Genomic DNA, 20,071 nt, shown 5'->3' on the forward strand with positions numbered 1-20,071 from the left:
GTGTCACGCCGTCTGCTCATGCTCAACTGGCGCGACCAGCGGCATCCCGCCTCCGGCGGCGCCGAGCTCGTGACGTACCGCGTTTTGACGCGCCTCGCGCGCGACTACGGTTGGGACGTCGAATGGTTCTCGGGCGCGTATCCCGGAGCGGCATCGCAAGAGACGGCGGACGGCATCCTGTACGTCCGCGAGGGAAGCCAAGCGACGGTTCATCTGTGCGCGTATCGACGCTATCGCAACAGGCGGTTCGACGTCGTCGTCGACCAGACCAATACGATTCCGTTCTTCACTCCGCTCTACGCAAAAAGCCCGGTGACGCTCTTCATCCACCAGCTTGCGCGCGAAGTGTGGTTTTACGAAGCGCCCGCGGCGTTGCGCGCGATCGGATATACGATGGAGCCGTGGCTCCTGCGCTGCTATCGGAACGTACCCGCCATCACGGTTTCCGATTCCACCTCGCAGAGTTTACGCCATATCGGGTTGCGCGGACCGGTTACGGTGATTCCTGAATGCGTCGACGATCCGGGGCCGCCGAGCGAACCGATCAAAAGCGGTGCCAATGACGTCATCGTCCTGGGGCGGCTGGCTCCTTCCAAGCGCATCGAGGAGTCGATTCGCGCGGCCGCCGAGTTGCGGCGCCTCGGCTGGAACGGAACGCTTCACGTCGTCGGGGGCGGAAAGCCCGAGTACCTGAACCATCTCAAGGCGCTCGCGTACGATCTTCATCAAAAGACGGTGTTTCACGGAAAGGTGAACGACGACGAGCGCGGACGATTGCTCGACCAGTCGGCATTGCTTTGGATGACGTCGGTGCGTGAAGGTTGGGGATTGGTCGTCAGCGAGGCGGGACGCCATTGGACGCCGGCGGTGGTTTACGATAGCCCGGGGCTGCGCGACGCGGTGCGTAACGGAGAAACCGGTATGGTCGTTCCGCCGGATGCGCGGCAGCTGGCGCGCGCTGCGAAGGAGCTACTCGACGATTCGGGCCGGCTCGAGCGTTACGCGCAAGCGGCGCGCGACTTCTCGCACGAGCTCACGTGGGAGAAAACGACGCGGGCGTTTCAGCAGGGGCTGGAGGTCGCGATGGAATCCTCCGGGGCGTCGTCGGCGGAGTGAACCTCGCGCGATGGCGAGAGGCCTTGCTCGCGAAGTTCGCGACCGCGTTGATCGTAGTAGCGGCGAAGGCGTAACCGGTAGAAGATCGCCAGAGTGTCGCGCATCGTGTAAAAGACGTCGTACGGTCGAATACGGCTGAACTTTCTTCCGAAGCGGAGCGTGATGGGCGCGTCGCTGATCTTGAAGCCCAGATGATGCGCGACCGCCAAAACCTCGACGTCGAACGCGAACCGTTTGGCGAGAATGAGCGGGAACACCGCCTCGACGACCTCGCGCCGGAACACCTTGATGCCGGTTTGCGTATCGCGAAGCGGCAGCCCGAAAAACATGCGTATGAGGACGAAGAATCCCCAGCTGAGAACCCAGCGATGGCGCGGATAGTCCACGTTGGAGGCGGGATGGCGCTTCGATCCGATTACGACGTCGACGCCGGTCGCCTCGAGCTGCTCGATCAATACGGGAAGCTGCGAGGGGTGCAGATCCATATCCGCATCGAGAAAGGCGATCAGATCGCCGCGTGCGTAACAGGCGCCGCAGACGAGCGCGTTTCCCTTTCCTCGGTTGACGTCGTAACGGACGACGCGCACCTTTTCGGGATGGCTGGATTTTGCGCGCACCGCCGACAGATACGTACTGTCGGGGCTGCCGTCGTCGACGACGATCACCTCGAAGTCGTAGTTGAGGCTCGAAAACGTATCGACGACCTCGAGCACGTTCGACTCGATGTGCGCGGCCTCGTTATAGGCCGGTAAAACGATCGAGATCACTTCGCCACCCACCTGCCGTACTGGAGCGTCAGCGCGGCCGGAACGATCGCGCTTCCCCAGCTGCACCCGGTGCAGTTCAGCGGACCGTCGACGACTGCGTCACCGAACGAAGAGTTGAGCAGCGAGACGCCGACCCACGACGATCCCGTCAACCTGGCCTCGGCAAAATTGACGTTGTTCAGGTTCGCTTGCGCCGCCAAGTAGGGGCTCGGCGCGCGCAAATCCGTCCGCGTCAAATCCACGAAATCGTTCGCCCAACTCGACCGAAGCGAAAACATCATCCACGTCAACTTCGCCGTTTCGCGCGTCATCGTGGGGTTCGAGGCGCGAGCGCCGATGTTGACGTCGCGAAGCCACTTGATCGTGCCGCCCCAATCGATAGCGCCCATGTCCACGATTGCGTCGTTAACGATGTTCGCCGGAACGCGTCCGCTTCCCAGCGTTCTGACCACCGAGCCTTCGTAGGTATTAGGCTGCTGCGTCACGATGTCGGCGTGGACCGGCAGCCACGTCGCCTGATTGGGATTCTTATCGAACGCCGCGAGATCGGCAACGACCGACGGATTCGGCGGAGCCTGCGGAGGCGGCGCATCGGACTTGGCGCCGCCGCACGACGCAGCGGCGACGAGCGCGACCACCGCCAGTACTCGAACGACGCTCCGAACCAACTGCAACTCCTTCATCACTATCGTTTCGCTTCCACGAGACTCCGATCGAAGCCGACGACCGCCTTGTCCATTTCTTTTAACATCCCGTCCGCCGATCTGTCCCAAGAGAAGTTTCGTGCCCAGGCCACCGCCCCTCGCTCCAGGCGCTCTCGCAGCGCGCTATCGCGCAGCAGCGATAGTATCGACGGCGCCAACTCGGCGTCCTTTGGGACGACGAGGCCGGTCTGGTTATGACGAACGGATTCACGCAATCCCGGGACGTCGAACGCGACCGCGGCGGTCCCGCACGCGTTTGCCTCGATGACCGAAACTCCCCAACCCTCGATTTCCGAGGGATTCACGAGAACCCAAGCCTTCTGCAGCAGCTCGCGCTTGCGCCGTTCGTCGACGAAGCCTTCGAACGTTACGCAGGACGTTAGGCCTAGACGCTCGGCACGCTTCTCCAGCACCGGCCGTTCGGGTCCGTCGCCGGCCACGACGAGGCTCGCATTCGGCACCGACTCCCTCACCTCGGCCAGCGCGTCGATCAGGAGATCCACGCGTTTGTACGGCATCAGCCGTCCGAGATACAGTATCGTTGGGAGCGGTGCTTTCGGCCCGGGCACGAGGTCGCCGTCGACGCCGTTGTAGACGATCGACACCGGACGTTTGCTCATCCCGATGGCGTTCATCTCCGCGCGCGTATCCTCGGAAACGGCAACGAACGGCACGTTTCGATAGACCAGCGGAACGATCGTGCGCTCGCACAGCATCAGAGGATAGGCGAGCCACGCCGGGAGATGCTTGCGAAAGACTTCGAGATGAACGTGGTGGACGATGCAGAGTTTCGGTTTGAGCGAGTAGAGCGGCGAAAAGAACGGTAGTCCATTTTCGGCGTCCAAAATGACGTCGAACCGGTCGCGAAACTCCGTTACGTAGGTCCACGGAACCGCGGCGTACACCGTCACGGCATTTCCGACCCGGCGAATTGGAATCGAATCGATCGAGTCTCGTGCCGCGCCGCCGGCGAATCCACCGCTCAGCCACTCGACGTAGTGTCCGCGCCGCAGCCATCGCTTGGCCTGCTCGAACAAATATTTCTCGGCACCGCCGGCTTGCGGATGCTTCGGGTCGCGCCAGTTCATCACCAGAATGTTGTAGCGATCCTTGACGCGCACCGGCCGGGTCGGAAACAAACGGTCGTACACCGGCACGAGCAGGCGTAAGATCGAATGACGCAGCCTTAGCCGGATCACCGCTGCCAGCATCAGCCGCGACGCCTGTCCCAAACGCAGCCGCGAACCTTCGACGTCGGACCAGTAGGTGGGCTCCTCGCGCACGCTCAAGCCGAGCGCTTTCATCACGAAGAGCAAGTCGACGTCGAACGCGAGGTTCGACGTTTCCACGTGACGCATCGCCAGCTCGAGCGACGACCGGCTAAACACCTTTGCTCCGCATTGCGTGTCGGCGTAAGGCAAGCCGAAGAGCACGCGCACGATGAGATTGAACGTGCGGCTCGCCGCGCGGCGCAGCAGCGTCTGCTTGCGGTCGATCGCGGCGCCGGGCACCCAGCGCGACGCGATCACGCCGTCGTCGGTCTCGAGCGATTCGCATAGCCGCCGCATTTCGCCGGCCGCCGTCGCGCCGTCGGCGTCGACGTAGCCCACGACCGACGCTCGTGCGAGCATGAATCCGGCACGAACGGCGCCGCCCTTACCGATGGTTTCCGGAATCTCGACGTGACGGACGTTGAGGGTGCGCGCCTCTACGCGCTCGACCGCGGCCAGCGTGCCGTCGGTACAACCGTTGAGCGCGACGATGATCTCGGAATCCGCGAACGCACGCGCGTACTGCTCGAGCGTGCTTTCGATGCGATCCTGTTCGTTGTGGGCCGGGATGATAATCGAAAAGCGCGGCTCCGTTTTCAAGAGCGGCACCATCGCCGTCACGCGATCGGCGCCTGCGGCCCATCCGGCGGGCTAAAGAGATTGCGCTCGAACTTCGCGAGGATCGTGCGCCGAGCCAGCTCGAGTTCTTCGATGCCGAGCAGGCGCGCGACGGCGACGAAAACCGCAGCCCCGATAGCGATTTGACCGAAGAGGAACCACGCGCGCGATGCGAGCGTCGCTTCGGGTACGACGCCGAGCGTTCCGATCCAGTGCAGCGCCGAAAACATCGCGAGCGACGCGACGATCGTTTTGCACAGCGGAATCATTAGCGCGCCCCAATCGATTCCGGAAACCAGCCGCGCCACGAGCATCAGCAACAGCACAGCCTGCACGGCCTGGCTGACGCTATTGGCGAGCAGCAGGCCTTTCGCGCCGAGCGGCTGCAGCCACACCAGCGACAGCAAGACGTTGAGAACGACCGTTCCGACCGAGATGGTCACCGGCCAGAGCGACTCCTTGCACGCAAAGCAACAGCGCGTCAGGACGACGTTGGCGGCGAGCGCGATCAATCCAACGGCCGAGTACGGCAGCAAACCCGCGGTGAGATCGGTCGCGGTCGCCTGGAACGTCCCACGCTCGAAGAGCGTCTGCACCATCGGATGCGCGAGCACGATGAGCGCGCAGCACGCCGGGATCGTAATGAAGTTCACCAAGCGCAGGCCGGTAACGAGGCTGCGCGCGACGCCGCGGCGGTTCTCCTGGGCAAACTGCGCGGCGAGCAGCGGAAAGATCACGGTGGCGATCGCGGCGGCGAAAATTTGCTGCGGAAAGTTCACGAGCTTGACGGCATAGTTCATGCCGGCGATGTAACCCGGCGCCAGCGTCGAGGCGAAGAAACGGTCGAAGAACAGCGCGAGCTGTCCGGCGGCCGAGCCCACGATGATCGGGCCGAGCAGCAGCCAGATCTTTGCCAGCCCCGGGTGCTTGAGATCGATGATCGGACGGTACTTGCCGATCGCCAAGAACGACGGCAGCTGCACGGCCATTTGCGCGATGAGACCGAGCGTCGTTCCCAGGACGAGCGCGTAGATCCCGATCTCGTGATTGAGCGCGAGCACGCAGGCGATGGTGACGATATTGACCGAGACGCCGATCATCGCGGTCGCGCGGAACCGGTGATACGCGTTGAGCATCGCCGAAAGAACGCCGCTCAAGCTGACGGCAACGATGCTGGGCATCAGCCAACGCGTCATTCGGATCGCGACGCCCATTTGCGGAGCCGGAAAACCGTGCGCGATCACCGGCACGTAATACGGCGCCAAGAAATATCCGAGAACCGCTCCGAACGTTAATACGATCGCCAAAACGTTGAGCACCGTGCTTGCCAGGCGCCACGCTTCATCTTCTTTTTTGTGGGTGAGATACTCCGAGAAGGTCGGGAGCAGCGCGCTGACCAGCGCGCCGTTGAAGACGCCGAAGAGAATCGTCGGAATGGTGGCCGCTGCGAGGAAGGTGTCCATTTCCCAGCGCGTGCCGTAATATTTTGCGCTGACGACCTCCCGCATGAAGCCGAGCACCGTCGATGCGAAGGTGGCGCCGACGATGAACATGGTCGAAGCCGCAATCGAAAACCGAGGATGGTGCGGACGATGGGACTCGGGAACGACCCGGAGGTGCTGCTTAATGGGCTCCGTCCTTACGCAAGACGGCCGGAATCGTGCGTGCGATCAAGACGAGATCCCCCATCGGCGACCACGTGTCGACGTAGTGGTTGTCCAGCTCCATCCAATGCTCGAATGAAACCTCGCTGCGGCCGTTGACCTGCCACAGGCAGGTAATGCCTTGCGGAACGGTAAGGCGCCGGCGCGCGAACGCGTCGTAGTGCGCCACTTCACACGGCAGCGCGGGACGCGGTCCGACCAGCGACATGTCGCCCAGCACGACGTTGAGAAAGTTTGGGAACTCGTCGATCGAGGATCGTCGCAAGAGCCGTCCCAATGGATGCAAGCGCGGATCGTTGCGAATCTTGAAGACCGGACCGGACGCCTCGTTGAGGTGCATCAGGTCGTCACGCATCGCGTGCGCGCCGTTGACCATCGTGCGCAGCTTGTACATCTTGAATCGCCGGCCGCCCATACCGACGCGCTCCTGCGCGTAGAACGGAGATCCGCCGGTGACGCAGACGATGCCGATGGCGGCGATTGCGACGATCGGCGACACGAGCAGCAGCAGCACCATTCCCAGCACCACGTCGGTCAATCGTTTGACCGCGCGCCACGTCTGGGGCACGGTGCGTTCGAGCGGCGGCGCGGCGACGGCGATCTGCATGCTCGTTATCGTCCCGCAAACGCCGCTTTGACGGTGGCGCCGACCATGTCGAGCCCCTCGATGTCCCCGAGCACGGCTCCGGCCGAACCGCTCAAATGGACGAAGGGCACGTACTCGCGGGTGTGGTCGGTACCGGGTGCGGTCGGATCGCAGCCGTGATCGGCCGTAAACACGACCTCATCGCCGGCGCGCATGAGCGACTCCAGCTGCGGCGCCATCGCGTCGAGCTCTTCCAATGCGGCGGCATAGCCGCGTGCGTCGCGACGGTGCCCGTACTTGGAGTCGAAGTCGTTCAGATTCGTAAAAATGAAGCCCCCGTTTACCGTGCGCAGCAAGTCCAGCGTCTTCTCCATCGCGTCGCGATTGTCGACGGCGCGTAACGACGAGGCGATGCCGTGTCCGCAATAAATGTCGCAGATTTTTCCTACGGCGTGCACCTCAACACCCCCGGCGGCCAGCTCGTCGAGCACGCACGCGGGCGGTTCGAGAGCGTAGTCGCGTCGATTCGGCGTTCGCTGGAAAGCCCCCGGCTTACCTAAGAACGGACGCGCGATGACTCGATTGACGTTATGCGGCGCCACCAGCATCCCTCGCGCGCGTTCACACCACTCGTACAAGGTCGAAAGAGGAACTACCTCTTCGTGGGCGGCAACCTGAAAGACCGAATCGGCGGAAGTATAGAGGATGGGGCGGCCGCTCGACAAGTGGGCGGGGCCAAGTTCCTCGATAATTTCGGTCCCGGAGGCGGCCTTGTTCCCTAGCGGCTGCCGTCCGGTGATGGCTGCAAACCCCTCGATGACCTCGGGCGGAAAGCCCTTGGGGTAGGTGGGAAACGCTTGGGCGGTCAGGATCCCGGTCATCTCCCAGTGGCCCGTCACCGTATCTTTGCCGGCGCTGCGGCCGCGAAGGCGCCCAACGCGGGCCCGCGGCCGAGCCGGCGGCGTCAAGCCCCGAATCGTCGTCAGCGCTCCCAGCCCGTAGCTTTCGAAGTTCGGCATACGCAAAGCTCCAACGCTGCGTGCGACGTTTCCGATCGTATCAACACCTGATGAATCCCCGTAGGCGCCGGAATCGGGAAGCGCTCCGACGCCGCCGGAATCAATGACGATCGCCACCACACGCACGCCTCGTCGCGATTGGCGTTTGATGAGGCACCCGCCTTCCTGAACGCGCATAGATAGGATAGAAGGACCATAGCCGAAAACCGACGCCTGGCTCATGCGGATTTTTCTTCGGGCGCTGTTTGCCCTTACGATCTTCGTCGTGCTCGCACGGCCGGCGTACGCTGCCGGACCCGTGCTCGTCCGCTTGAGCGCCGACCGCGTCCAGTTCTATTACGATCGGTTTCTCGTCGAAGCCGACGGACACGTGCGCGTGCAGGCAAGTAACGGTTTCGTTGCCACCGGCGACGCGTTTTCGATGGATCTCAAGCTCAACCGCTACGTACTTGCGGGACACGTTACGCTAAGCACGTCGAGCGGCAGCGCGAGCGGCGCTGCGATCGCCGACTTTTTGGACTTCGATCGCATCTACTTCGTGCCGGTCGCGAGCGAGCCCGACCGCTGGACGTTTCTGGGCGGCGATCTCGCGCATCCGGTCAAAGGTCGGATCATGCCGGGCGACGCGTTTTACTTTCCGCAGCTTCCGCAGTATCCGAGCCTCACCGCGACCGGCGCCGTCATCGGCACGAAGACCTACGTACGGTTTCTCGGCGCGCAGGCCCAATTCGGCGGCGCATCGATTCCGATGGGTTCCTACGTCGTCAACTTCTCGCCCAATCAGTACTTCGCGCAGAACTCGCTATCGGGCGCGACCGCGGACCTAACCTGGAACTTTGCCGGCAACACCAACACGCTCTCGGCTATGCACCTGCGGTACGACACGCAAAACTATCTGTACGCCGCCTTCGAGCAGCATATCGTCGGCGATCACGAGTACGCGATCTTCTCCGTCAATCCGGCGACGCGCGCCGGCAAGTTTTACAACCTGCAGCTCTACGATCGCTTGAGCGACCGCCTGCAGCTCCAGACGTTTACGCAGGTGTACGCGTATCAATACAATTTAAGCGCGCCGCAAGCGGCTACGCAGACGACGTATCTCGAAGGCACGTACGCATTTCCGCACTCCTACGTGTCCGCGATCGCGAACCTCACGAACTATAACATGCTGGGCATCAACCCGCTGGTATATGAGATCACGCATCCCGACAGCAACAGCATCAAAACGGGAGCCGGCAGTCTGTCGCATCCGTCGTCGCTGCAGATCAACGTCTCGAGCTTCCAGAACCGGATCGGAAAAACGCCGTTCTACGAGCAGATCTACGGCGGCTACGGGTTCAATCACGACACGGTCGGACCCGACCAGTATCTGCAAGGCTGCCGGGAAGCGAACTGCGGCCTGCCCGCCAGTCCATGGGCTCCTCCCAATAACGTGCCCGGGCTTCAGGCGTACGGCTCGCAATGCAACTACAACGCGCCGTACAAGTCCTCAGCCCCGGTCTATTTTTGTCCGGTGTACACGACGATCTACAATGCCGTGGCCGGTTTCAACCTCTACGCGACGTCGATTCCCGTGTTCGGCGATGAGGGTCCGTACAAGACGTTCTATCTCAACGCCAGCTTCAACGATCAAGAGCAGTGGAACTCACTGCCGCACCGTATCCGCCAAGAGATTACCAACGTCAGCCTGAGCCGGCAGTTCGAGCGTCAGGTCAACTCGTATCTCAGCTACTCCGTGCAAAACACCGGCGATTACTATCTGCACGGCGGCTACACGACGTGCACGCCGGGCCCGCTCTGTCCGCCGGGCCTCGACACGTTTCGCGGCGTCGCGACCTGGCGAACGCTCTCGCTCGGCGTCAACTACGTGCCGTCGCCGGAGTTCAACTTTTCGGTGCTCGCCCGCCACCACGCTGACTTTCCGCAGCCGGCTCCCAACTTCTACACGCAGCCGCCGGTCAACGTACTCGGCCAGCCCCTCTACACGACGTACTTGGGGCAGCCGCCCAACGACATCACCGGCGACGTGCGGTTCAAGCTCTTGCCGCACATGCTAATCGACGTCGCGCGCACGTACTACTTCCACTACGGTTCGCAGAACTGGAGCCCGCAAACCGTCATCCAGGTGCTGCCGATATGATGCGTCGCGCCCTTTCGGTCTTCATCGCTGCGCTCGCGATCGTGCTGATCGCGGCCGGACCGGGGATCGTCGTCACGGGACAGCTGCTTGCGTACCAGGAGGGTTACGTCTTCTTTACGACCGGCGACGGTTTTCACGTGTCGCCCAACGTTGTGATTCACGACGCCAAGACGAACGGCCCGGCCACGATCGTCCCGGGTCCGCGCGTCTACGCTCGCGCAACGTTCGATTCCACCGGCACCGTCACCCAGCTCGATCTTTCGCGCTCGCCGTTGCCGCCGGAAGGCAGCTTCGACGACGTCTCGCGCTTTGCCGTCGCGCTCTCGTCACCCGTGCCGAATCCCGATTTGATTCCGGCGACGCCCGCGCCGGGCCAATCCATCGCGCCGGAGCAGCGCCACTTTTCGGGGCGCCCCGTGCTGGTGACGTTTACGACCGAAGTTCCGCCGAACACGCCGTTTACCGCGACCGTGTACATCACCACCGATGCAAGCGGCTGGAACGCGCAGGCGATACCGATGGACCGCATCGACGCGCTGCACTATCAGATCACCCGGCGGCTCAACTCGGGCACGATTTTCCGCTATCTGTACGATCGGGGCTCGTTCCAATCGGTCGAGGTCGCTCAGAACGGTCTGCAGCGCGTGCCGCGCCAGATCGTCGTCAACGACGCCGACGTTCGCGCGATTCGCGACAACGTGTACGCGTGGATCGACACGACCGGCGGCAGCTACAATCAATCGCCGACGGGCGTTCCGACGCCCTACAATCCGGCGCCCTTCCCGAACCTACCGCCGGGCGTGGGGCCGCCGGGCGCTCCGCCGCCGTGTACGACGCCGGCATGCGGCGTCACCCGGACGCCGCGTCCCCCCAGCGACTAGTGAATCGTTAGCTGCAGCGTACGCTCCGCTTTATCGCCGCGCGAGTTGCGCGCGATGACGTGCATCGGATACGTTCCGTGCGCGAAAAACGGGATCGCTCCCAAACGATACGCTAACGTGAATCGTCCGACGCCGACCTTGTTCAAGCCGACGCCGAAGTTGGCGATACGAACTTCGACGCTGGCGACGTTGGAACTGGTCAGCACTTTCCCCCATAACGTGTCGCCGGAGCCGACGTTGTTCGTGTTCATCTCGATATCGACGATCTGCGGCGGCGCGTCGGGCTTACGCACCGGTACGACGACGTGCTTGCGTGCAGCCGGTGATGCGGTCGCCGACGGAGTCGCAGATGGAGTAGCCGACGCCGATGCAGCCGGAGAGGGCGTGGCGGTCGGCGGCACGGTCACGAACGCGACCGTTCGCGCGAAATCCGGCCGGCGCTTTTTGGGTGCCGGCGATGCGATGGGTTCGAGGGTCGGCGCCGCCGTCGCGGCAGCGCCGGTCGACGGCTGGTCGTCCCGCGCCGGCGGCTGCGAGGCACACGCGGCCAGGCCGGCGGCGACGAGGAGAACCAGCAATGCATTGAGGCGGTACACAGCCGGGGCAGGATTCTCGCCCGCCGTTTTGGTTCCGCTTGCTAGGCGCGGAGCGCAAGGCGACGAACGGCTCGCGCTGTGACCATCAGCGTCGTCGTTCCGCTTTTTAACGAGGAACATAACGTCGCTCCGCTCCTCGAGCGGATCGTGACGATCCTCGAGCGCCTGCCGGATCGTCCCGAGTACGAGATCGTGCTGGTCAACGACGGCAGCACCGACGGCACGCTTGCCGCGATCCGCAACGAGATGCGCGCGCAGCAGCACATCGTGCTGATCAACCTCTCGCGAAACTTCGGACATCAGCTTGCGGCAACTGCCGGCATCGAGCTGGCTTCCGGCGAGGCCGTCGTGTTGATGGACGGGGACCTGCAGGATCCGCCCGAGCTCATCGAGTCGTTCGTCGAGCGCTGGCGCGCGGGATACGACGTCGTCTATGCCGTGCGGCGCACACGCAAAGGCGAAAGCGCGTTCAAGGTGCTCACGGCACGATTCTTCTATCGCACGATCAAGCGCCTCACCAACGTTGCAATACCCGTCGACACGGGCGATTTTCGCTTGATGAGCCGGCGCGTCGTCGAAGCGCTGCGCCGCTCGCCGGAGCGACATCGATTCTTGCGAGGCATGGTGAGTTGGGTCGGCTTCAATCAAACCGGCGTCGCGTACGACCGCGACGAGCGGCACTCCGGAACGACGAAATACCCGCTGCCGAAGATGCTCCGGTTTGCCGTCGACGGCATCACGTCGTTCTCGGACATTCCGCTGCGCTTTGCGGCGTATTTCGGGTTCGCCGTCAGCGCCCTCGCGTTTATCTACGCCATCGTGGTCATCGTGGCCAAACTGTTCCGGGTCAACGCTCCCGGATATACGCCGGGCTGGGCGTCGACAATCGTCGCCGTCGTTTTCCTGGGCGGCGTCCAGCTCATCAGCCTGGGCATCATCGGCGAGTATCTCGGCCGCATTTACGATCAGGTCAAAGGACGTCCGCTTTATCTCGTCAGCGACATCGAACGCAGTTGACCTATCATCCGGTCGTCGATCAGTTTCCGGTCATTACTCCGCTCGATCCATGGTCGGCAGCCGCATTCGCGGCGGCGTTCGTCGCCGCCCTGGTGCTGACAGCGCGACGCCCGGCCTACGGGCTGTGCGCGTTGATTCTCGTCACGCCGTTCGCGCTCTATCGCGAAGTCTTCGCCACGGCGATGACGTTGCCGCGTCCCGTATTGCTCGGCGTTTTGGCAGGGCTGACGACGTATTCGGGATGCTGGAAGACGTTGCGTTCGCGGCCGGCGCTGTTACTGCTCGGCGCGCTCTGCGCCTACTTCGCTGCAACCGCGTTGTCGGGAATCGGCGCGCACCATCCGGAGCTCGTCGTTCGTGAAACGCTCAAGGTGCTCGAATACGCGCTGTTCTTCGGGGCGGCGTATCTGTGTTATCGTCTCGATCCCGACCCCGGTCCGCCCGCGACGGCGCTTGCCGCAATTGCGATCGTCGTTTCGCTGACCGCGCTCGCACAAGAAATTCTAGGCGCGCCGTCGGGACTGTACGTCGGACGAGCGATCGTACCGCGCGTAGCCGGCGTGCTTGAAGGGCCGAATCAACTGGCGGGTTACCTCGACCTCGTCGTTCCCGTCGTTGCCGCGTTGGCCGTTACGCGGCGCTCCGCGTTGACCAGCGCCGCGCTCTTTCTTGCAATGATGGCCGACGTGCTGACGTTTTCACGCTCGGGATTGATCGCCGTAGCAATCGCCGCCGCGGCGCTCGTTGCCGTGAACGGCCGCGCGATGCTGACGGTGCTGCGCCCGGCTTTTGCCGGCACGATCGCGGGCGTACTCGTCGTCGCGGGCTGGGGCGCGTACGCGCAAAGTGCGAACGTCTTTCGTCTTTCGGTGGAGAGCGCGTACGCCGGCGGCGTCGGCAACCGGGGTCAGCTATGGGACGCGGCGCTGCGGATGTGGCGGCGGCATCCGTTGCTCGGTGTCGGCGCGGGCAACTACGAACTCGAGCTTCCGTTTTACGGCGTTCTCGGCGTACGCACGCACGCCAACAGCTGGTATTTGCAATCGCTGGCGGAGGGCGGTATTCTGCTCTTCGGCGCGACCGTGGCGGTGATCGCGGCGATCGCTGCGGCATTCGTCCGCGAGGTGCGCCGTTCGCCGTGGATCGCCGGCGCGGCGGCCGCATCGCTGGCGATCTGCTTGCATCAAATCGCCGATTATTTGATTTTCTTTCCGAAAGTGGGCATGACGTGGTGGCTGCTGCTGGGGATCGCCGCCGCCGCGTAACGCGCGGCACGATCGCAATCGGCGTTCCGGCCGCCTTTCTCTTTGCGGCCGCGATCGCGAGATTGCTGCGGGTCGCCGCGCCGCGCGAAATCGTCGCCGATCTCGCGCAACCGCTCGTCGTAGCGACCAACTGGGGCGCGTACGGACGAACGATCTTCGGCGTCTTGTTCGCGATGATCGCCATTGCGACGATTACGTACTTTCACGTCATCCGCAACCTGTGGGACCACGACGATCGCTACGCGCAGCGCGCCGGCTGGATCGCGGTGCTGTCGGCGCTCGGCATGATCTTCGCGTGGTTCGTTCCTTATTTGCTCTCCAGCGACGTCTATGCGTATGCGGCTTACGGCGAGCTCGCACGCCTCGGCCACGATCCGTACGCCCACGCTGCGCTCCCCGCCGGCGATCCGGTCTTCGACGCGGCGATCTGGCAGTGGGGAAATCCGTTACCCATTTGCGTGTACGGACCGCTCTTCATCGTCGTCGCACAAGCGGTGATTACGCTGCTGCACGGATTCGCCACGGTGGTACAGCTGGACGGTTTACGTGCGATCGCCATGCTGTCGCTGCTGCTGTGCATTCCGTTAGCGTACGCCGCATATCCGGGAACGCCGTTCCAGCGCGGCGTCGCCGCCTTTACCATCGGCCTCAATCCCGTCGCGATTTGGTGCGCCGCCGAAGGTCACAACGACGCGCTCGCACTCGCCGTCGTTTTGGGCGGCGTCGCCCTGGCGCGCAACGGGCAGCCGTTCGCGGGTGCCGCCATCGCGGCGCTCGCCGGAACGGTGAAGTTTCAAGGCGTTTTCGGCGCGATTCCCGGCTCGATGGCGCAAGGTCGCGCGCGCATCGGCGCGGCGCTTGGAGCGGTCGCGGCGCTGGGCGCATCGATTCCGTTGCTGCACGCGGTGACCACCGAACTTGCGCCGCAGGGACGCTTTGCGCCCGAAGCTTCGCTCGAAGCGCTCGTGAAGCCGCTCGCTTTTGCCGTCATGCATAACGACGCTGCGGTAACCATCCTCACCTCGATGGTCGCTGCTATCGGCGCGCTCGCGTGCGTGGCTCGCGGCGTGGCTCGCTTACGCAACGGGCGCCTCGAAGGCTGGTTATATTTCGCGCTCGGCGCTTGGCTGCTGATTCCAAATCCCTACCCATGGTATTCGCTCTGGCTGCTGCCGCTGGCGGCGGTCGTCCCGAACACGCGCCCGGCCGCCGTCGCCTTGTGGCTTTCGCTCTTTTCCGTGCTGCGCTACGTGCCCGACGCGGTAGGCGCGCCCACGCCGGCCGGCGCCGCAATTTTGGGTGCGATTGCAACGCTGCCGTTCCTGGCGCTGTTTCGCGCTAGGTGATTCGAAGGATCTCGAGCAGCGCGACGTTCGCGGACGCGATCTCGCGACTGCGCGCGCTTGCGGCGCTTCCGGCGCGCAAGCCCGGCGCGTACGCGCTGCACGAAACGATTGCGGCCGCGCGCCCGGCGCTGATCGCCGCGTTGCGCGATACGGCGCAGGCACCGCTGCTCGTCGCCGTACCGACGCCCGACGTCGCCGAGCGCGCCTTCGCCGACCTTCTTTACTACCTCGGTGAGGAGCGGGCCGCGGAGCTGGCGCTTTTTCGTTCGCGCGACGAAGCGATCGGCGCGATTGAAAGCCCGTCGGAGCGCAGCGCGCGCATGGCGCTCTTGGCCGATCTCGCCGACGCACGCCCGCGCATCGTTCTCGCACCCGTCGGCGCCCTGCGCCAGCATCTCGTACCGAGAGCCGTCTTTGACGAGCTGCGGTTTCGACTGGTGCCCGGCGCGCAAGCGGGTTGGGAGCCGACGCAGCAGCGGCTGTATCGTATGGGGTATCGCCGCACCGACGTCGTTAGCGCGGCCGGCGAATACGCGGTACGCGGCGGCATCCTCGACGTCTTCCCTCCAACCGCGGAGCGGCCGCTGCGCGTCGAGTTCTTCGGCGACGCCGTCGAAAGCGTGCGCGCGTTTTCGATCGAGTCGCAGCGCAGCGACGAACCGGTCGAGTTCGCGGATCTGGTCGCGTGGACGGAGATTCCGCGCGACGAACGCTATCGCACGCGCGTTCTCGAGCGCTTCAACGGTCCCGAAGCGGTGCGCCGCGAGCTGGCCGCGTTCCTTACGGTGCAATCCGACGTGCCCGAGACGTGGCTGCCGCTGGCGTTCGACGAACCCGCGACGCTCTTCGACTATCTGTCGCCGCAAACGATCGTGATCCTCGACGAGCCCGGCATGATCGCGACGATCTCCAGCGCGCTCGACGAGGAGCGCACGCGCGAGCAGCACGTGCTCCTCGCAGACCGCGACGGGGGGACCCCAGCGGCTCTGCCGATGGGGGGCGCGCAGCCGCAGGCGGAGCGCATGTTAAGCGAAGCGTTACTGGCGGAGGTCGCCGTGCCGCACTTGTCGCTCGATGCGCTCGGCGATTCCATCGCGCGCCACGCAACGCTCGTTTTTCCCGGCGCGATCGAGCACGCGGCCTCGATAACGTGGGTACCGCGCATCCTCGAGGCGTTTACGCTCGAATGCCGCCCGGTCGAACACTTTAACCGGCAAGTCGAGCTCTTTTCCAAGAGCGCGCGCGAATGGGTCGCCGCCGGCGACACGCTGGTCGTCGTGAGCACCGCGGTAGCGCGCACGACGGATCTGCTGCGTGCGGCGGGGGTCGAACGGGGAGACACCGTGATCGTCGACCACGGCAGCATCGACGGCGGATTTGCGATACCGTCGCTGCGGCTGCACGTGCTCGGCGATCGTGAAATTTTCGGCGCGCCGCCCAAGCGCGTCAAGATGCGGGCGGTCAAGGAAGGCGTGCCGGTTACGCTCGCGGATCTGCGCGTCGGCGACTACGTCGTGCACGCGGTGCACGGCGTCGGTCAATATCTCGGCCTGCGCGCCGAGACGATTCTCGGCGCGACCCAAGATTATCTCGACCTGAAATATGCGGGCAGCGATCGGATGCTCGTTCCCGTCACGCAGATGCATCAAGTCGCCAAATACTCGGCGGCCGAAGGCGCGTCGCCCCGGCTATCCAAGATGGGCGGCGCGGATTGGGCCCGCACGAAAACGCGCGTCAGCGAATCGCTTGCCAAGATCGCCGACGAGCTCGTCCATCTCTACGCCGAGCGCGAACTCACGCGCGGCTTCGCCTTCGGCCCCGACACGGCGTGGCAGGCCGAAATGGAGGAAGCGTTTGCGTACGAGCCCACGCCCGATCAGCAGAAAGCCATCGACGCGGCCAAAGGCGATATGGAAAACGCGCGGCCGATGGATCGCCTCGTCTGCGGCGACGTCGGTTACGGCAAAACCGAAGTCGCCATGCGCGCCGCGTTCAAGGCCGTTGCCGACAAGAAGCAAGTCGCGGTGCTCGTCCCGACGACCCTGCTCGCCGACCAGCACTACCGCACGTTCTCGTCGCGCTTCGCGGGCTTTCCGCTGCGCGTCGAGGAGCTGTCGCGGTTTACTCCCAAGCCGAAGCAGAAAACGATTCTGCGCGATCTTGCCGAGGGCAAGGTGGACATCGTCATCGGCACGCATCGCCTGCTGCAAAAAGACGTCGCGTTCTCAGATCTCGGGCTCATCGTCGTCGACGAAGAGCAGCGCTTCGGCGTGATGCACAAGGAGCGCCTCAAGGAATACCGCGCCAGCGTCGACGTGCTGACCTTGTCGGCGACGCCGATCCCGCGAACGCTTCATATGTCGCTCGTGGGCGTGCGCGATTTGTCGCTGATTCAAACCGCGCCGAAAAATCGCATGTCGATCAAAACCGTCGTCGTTCCGTCCAGCGACGCGGTCGTGCAGCGCGCGATTACGGCCGAGCTCGATCGCGGCGGACAGATCTATTATTTGCACAACCGCATCGAATCGATCTTTGCGGTGCGCAACGCGCTGCAGCAGCTGGTGCCGCGCGCGCGCATCGGCGTCGGGCACGGCCAGATGGGCGAGTCGGAGCTCGAGCCCGTGATGCAGTCCTTTATCGAGGGCGATCTGGACATATTGGTCGCCACGACGATCATCGAAAACGGTATCGATATTCCCAACGTCAACACGATGATCGTCAACGATGCCGACAAGTTCGGATTGGCGCAGCTCTACCAGCTGCGCGGCCGCGTGGGCCGGTCGAACCATCAGGCGTACTGCTATCTGCTGTACCAGGGCCACAAGGCGCTCACCGAAGAGGCCAAGGCGCGGCTCGAGGCCATTCGCGAGTTCGCGCATTTGGGCTCCGGGCTGCAGATCGCGATGCGCGACCTGGAGATCCGCGGCGCCGGCAATCTCTTGGGCTCGGCGCAGTCCGGCTTCATCGCATCGGTGGGATTCGACACGTATTGCGAGCTGCTCGCGGAAGCAATCGCGCAGCGGCGCGGCATGACGGCGTCGCTGGAGGATCGGCGCGAGGCCGTCATCGACGTGAAGATCAACGCATTCATTCCCAGCGATTACATCGCGCAAGTCTCGCAAAAGATCGCGGTCTATCAACAGCTCGCCAAAGCGCGCACGCAGGACGAAGTCGAAGACGTGGCCGCCGGCGTGCGCGACCGATTCGGAGCGTTCCCGTTGCCGCTGGAGCATTTGATCGAGCTCACCAAACTGCGCGCGATCGCGCTGCAGAAACGCGTAACGCGCGTCGTCGTCGACGACAAACGCCTCACGCTCGGCGTCGGCAGCGGCTTTTCGCTCGATCCGACGATGATTCCGAAGTTTCAATCGCTGACGAAGAACCGCTTTCGTTTTGCCGAGGGGAAAATTTTAGTCGATCTTCCGGCCCCGCGCGACAAACAGCGCACCGAAGAGATTTGGATGCCGCTGCTGCGCAAGCTGCTCGAGGCGTTGTAGCCGAAAGCGACCGAGCGCCGGCCAGCGAGGGTAAGGGCCGGGTTGTTGAAAAAAAGAAAATCGTGCGGTGGAGCTTTGAGGCAGCCGACGCCGGTCGGGCGTACGGCGTGCGGCGCGACTTACTGACGTATTTGCAGAGTCGAGCGGCGCAGGGCTCCGATTTAGACGCCGCCGCGCTCATTTTCGGCGAGCTGGTCGGCAACGTGGTCCGCCACGCGCCCGGACCCATTGCCGTCGATATTTTTTGGGATAACGACATAGCCGTGCTGCGCGTCATCGACCGCGGCCCCGGTTTCGATTGGGACGGCAACGCGCGGCTCCCCGAACGGTACGCCGAGTCCGGGCGCGGCCTGTTCATCGCCTATAGCGTCGCGCGTAATCTGCGCGTCCGCCGCATTCCCGGGAACGGGACGGAGGCGACGGCGTGGCTGCCGGTCCTCCTCAGCGAGGCGTTCAAGGCGAAAATATAGGATCTCGAAAAGGACCTCGGGCCTTCCGGGAGAACGTCGCGACCTTGTTTGCGGGGGCTCTCGTCCCCGCCTCATTACACACCGACTTTTCCAGTGGAGCCGACAATGTCGATAGCCCAACGGATGTTCGCGGGCCTCGCCCTTTTGCTCGCCGCGTCGACCCTCGCGGCCTGTGCCGGCGGCGGCGGATCGATCGCGACCGTCAACGGCCAGCCGATCAGCCGCGCCGATTTCGAACAGAAATTGGAATCGAGTTCCGTCGCGCGCAACGTTTTGCAGCAGATGGTGCAAGAAGCGCTAATCAATCAGTACGCCAAAAACAACAACATCAACGTCACCGACGCCGAAATCAGTCAGCGTGAAGACGAGCTGAAGGCGAACTTCCCCAGCGGTTCGTGGGACGAAATGCTCAAGGCTCGTAACCTGACCGAAGCCGACGTCAAGACGGCGCTGCGCGAGCAGATCATTCTCGATAAGGCGCTCGAGAAAGACGTCACGATTACGCCGGCTCAAGTGAAGCAGTATTTCGACAAGAATCACGCGGCGTTCGACAAGCCCGAACAGGTTGAAGCGCGCCACATTCTCGTGCCGGATCTCGCGACGGCGAACAAAATCGAGGCGCAGCTCAAAGCGGGCAAGAACTTTGCGGATCTCGCGAAGCAGTACTCGACCGATCCGGGCAGCAAGGACAAGGGCGGCGATCTCGGATGGTTCCGCCGCGGTCAGATGGTCCCGGCGTTCGACAAAGTCGCGTTCACGCTTCCCGTCAACGCGATCAGCCAGCCCGTGAAGTCGCCGTTCGGCTATCACATCATCCAAGTCGAAGGGAAGCAGCCGGGGCAAACCGGGACGCTTGCAAACAGCACCGAGCGCATCACCGAAATGCTTCGCCAGCAGCAAGAAGCGCCGCTGATTCAGCCGTTCTTACAAGGCTTGCAGCAGAAAGCAACGATCACCACCGATCCGCGTTTCCAAGACCTCTTCCCCTCGCCCGCACCCGGCGCGGCCGAGAGCGCGGCACCGGCGGCACCCGCACCGGCAGCGACCAAGTAACCCAAAGCAGGTCAAAACGGAAGACCCCGGCGGTGGCCGGGGTCTTTTCTTTTTCGGAGAA

General features: G+C 63.8%; 16 protein-coding genes. 9 read left to right on the forward strand and 7 right to left on the reverse strand.

The annotated features are described in order from the left end of the window. Positions 1-1,116, forward strand: coding sequence for a glycosyltransferase family 4 protein (locus tag VGG89_13215; protein ID HEY1977508.1), 1,116 nt, complete (start codon positions 1-3; stop codon positions 1,114-1,116). Here VGG89_13215 and VGG89_13220 read toward each other — a convergent pair. From VGG89_13220 to VGG89_13245, 6 genes are read right to left on the reverse strand one after another with little or no spacing between them, the layout of a single operon-like run. Then, positions 1,062-1,883, reverse strand: a complete 822-nt coding sequence (locus VGG89_13220; GenBank protein ID HEY1977509.1) for a glycosyltransferase — start codon at positions 1,881-1,883, stop codon at positions 1,062-1,064. The two genes, VGG89_13215 and VGG89_13220, sit on opposite strands and share 55 nt — an antisense overlap. Beyond that, the gene (locus tag VGG89_13225) at positions 1,880-2,569 is read right to left on the reverse strand and encodes a hypothetical protein (protein ID HEY1977510.1); all 690 of its coding nucleotides are present in this window, start codon (positions 2,567-2,569) and stop codon (positions 1,880-1,882) included. Before VGG89_13225 ends, VGG89_13220 begins: the two co-directional genes overlap by 4 nt. Beyond that, positions 2,569-4,470 (reverse strand): glycosyltransferase, encoded by a 1,902-nt coding sequence (locus VGG89_13230; protein HEY1977511.1) that lies wholly within the window; start codon positions 4,468-4,470, stop codon positions 2,569-2,571. Before VGG89_13230 ends, VGG89_13225 begins: the two co-directional genes overlap by 1 nt. Before the next feature lie 5 nt (positions 4,471-4,475). After that, complete coding sequence (gene murJ / locus VGG89_13235; GenBank protein ID HEY1977512.1) at positions 4,476-6,104, reverse strand: murein biosynthesis integral membrane protein MurJ; 1,629 nt, start codon at positions 6,102-6,104, stop codon at positions 4,476-4,478. Next, positions 6,100-6,747, reverse strand: a complete 648-nt coding sequence (locus tag VGG89_13240) for a sugar transferase (GenBank protein HEY1977513.1) — start codon at positions 6,745-6,747, stop codon at positions 6,100-6,102. Before VGG89_13240 ends, murJ begins: the two co-directional genes overlap by 5 nt. 5 nt (positions 6,748-6,752) lie before the next feature. After that, positions 6,753-7,862 carry a phosphopentomutase gene (locus tag VGG89_13245; protein ID HEY1977514.1) on the reverse strand — a complete coding sequence of 370 codons (1,110 nt, stop codon included), beginning with the start codon at positions 7,860-7,862 and terminating at the stop codon, positions 6,753-6,755. 103 nt (positions 7,863-7,965) lie between these two features. Here VGG89_13245 and VGG89_13250 point away from each other — a divergent pair, with 103 nt between their 5' ends. Together VGG89_13250 and VGG89_13255 are read left to right on the forward strand one after the other, a co-directional pair. Beyond that, positions 7,966-9,885 (forward strand): hypothetical protein, encoded by a 1,920-nt coding sequence (locus VGG89_13250; protein ID HEY1977515.1) that lies wholly within the window; start codon positions 7,966-7,968, stop codon positions 9,883-9,885. Next, the gene (locus VGG89_13255) at positions 9,882-10,766 is read left to right on the forward strand and encodes a hypothetical protein (protein HEY1977516.1); all 885 of its coding nucleotides are present in this window, start codon (positions 9,882-9,884) and stop codon (positions 10,764-10,766) included. Before VGG89_13250 ends, VGG89_13255 begins: the two co-directional genes overlap by 4 nt. Here VGG89_13255 and VGG89_13260 read toward each other — a convergent pair. Next, complete coding sequence (locus VGG89_13260; GenBank protein ID HEY1977517.1) at positions 10,763-11,362, reverse strand: hypothetical protein; 600 nt, start codon at positions 11,360-11,362, stop codon at positions 10,763-10,765. The genes VGG89_13255 and VGG89_13260 overlap by 4 nt on opposite strands. 78 nt (positions 11,363-11,440) lie before the next feature. Here VGG89_13260 and VGG89_13265 point away from each other — a divergent pair, with 78 nt between their 5' ends. From VGG89_13265 to VGG89_13290, 6 genes are all read left to right on the forward strand, one after another. Continuing rightward, the gene (locus tag VGG89_13265; protein ID HEY1977518.1) at positions 11,441-12,379 is read left to right on the forward strand and encodes a glycosyltransferase family 2 protein; all 939 of its coding nucleotides are present in this window, start codon (positions 11,441-11,443) and stop codon (positions 12,377-12,379) included. After that, positions 12,376-13,644 (forward strand): O-antigen ligase family protein, encoded by a 1,269-nt coding sequence (locus VGG89_13270; protein HEY1977519.1) that lies wholly within the window; start codon positions 12,376-12,378, stop codon positions 13,642-13,644. The genes VGG89_13265 and VGG89_13270 overlap by 4 nt, the downstream gene beginning before the upstream one ends. Further along, positions 13,611-14,990, forward strand: coding sequence for a hypothetical protein (locus tag VGG89_13275; protein ID HEY1977520.1), 1,380 nt, complete (start codon positions 13,611-13,613; stop codon positions 14,988-14,990). Before VGG89_13270 ends, VGG89_13275 begins: the two co-directional genes overlap by 34 nt. After that, entirely contained in the window at positions 14,987-18,487 is a 3,501-nt protein-coding gene (mfd, locus tag VGG89_13280) for a transcription-repair coupling factor (GenBank protein HEY1977521.1), read from the forward strand. Before VGG89_13275 ends, mfd begins: the two co-directional genes overlap by 4 nt. 62 nt (positions 18,488-18,549) lie before the next feature. Beyond that, a complete protein-coding gene (locus VGG89_13285) occupies positions 18,550-18,957 on the forward strand; it encodes an ATP-binding protein (GenBank protein HEY1977522.1) in 408 nt (135 codons plus the stop codon). Between the two features lie 123 nt (positions 18,958-19,080). Continuing rightward, a complete protein-coding gene (locus tag VGG89_13290) occupies positions 19,081-20,010 on the forward strand; it encodes a peptidylprolyl isomerase (protein HEY1977523.1) in 930 nt (309 codons plus the stop codon). Positions 20,011-20,071 lie beyond the last annotated feature (61 nt).

The sequence above is a fragment of the Candidatus Baltobacteraceae bacterium genome, from assembly GCA_036488875.1.
GTDB lineage: Bacteria > Vulcanimicrobiota > Vulcanimicrobiia > Vulcanimicrobiales > Vulcanimicrobiaceae > JAFAHZ01.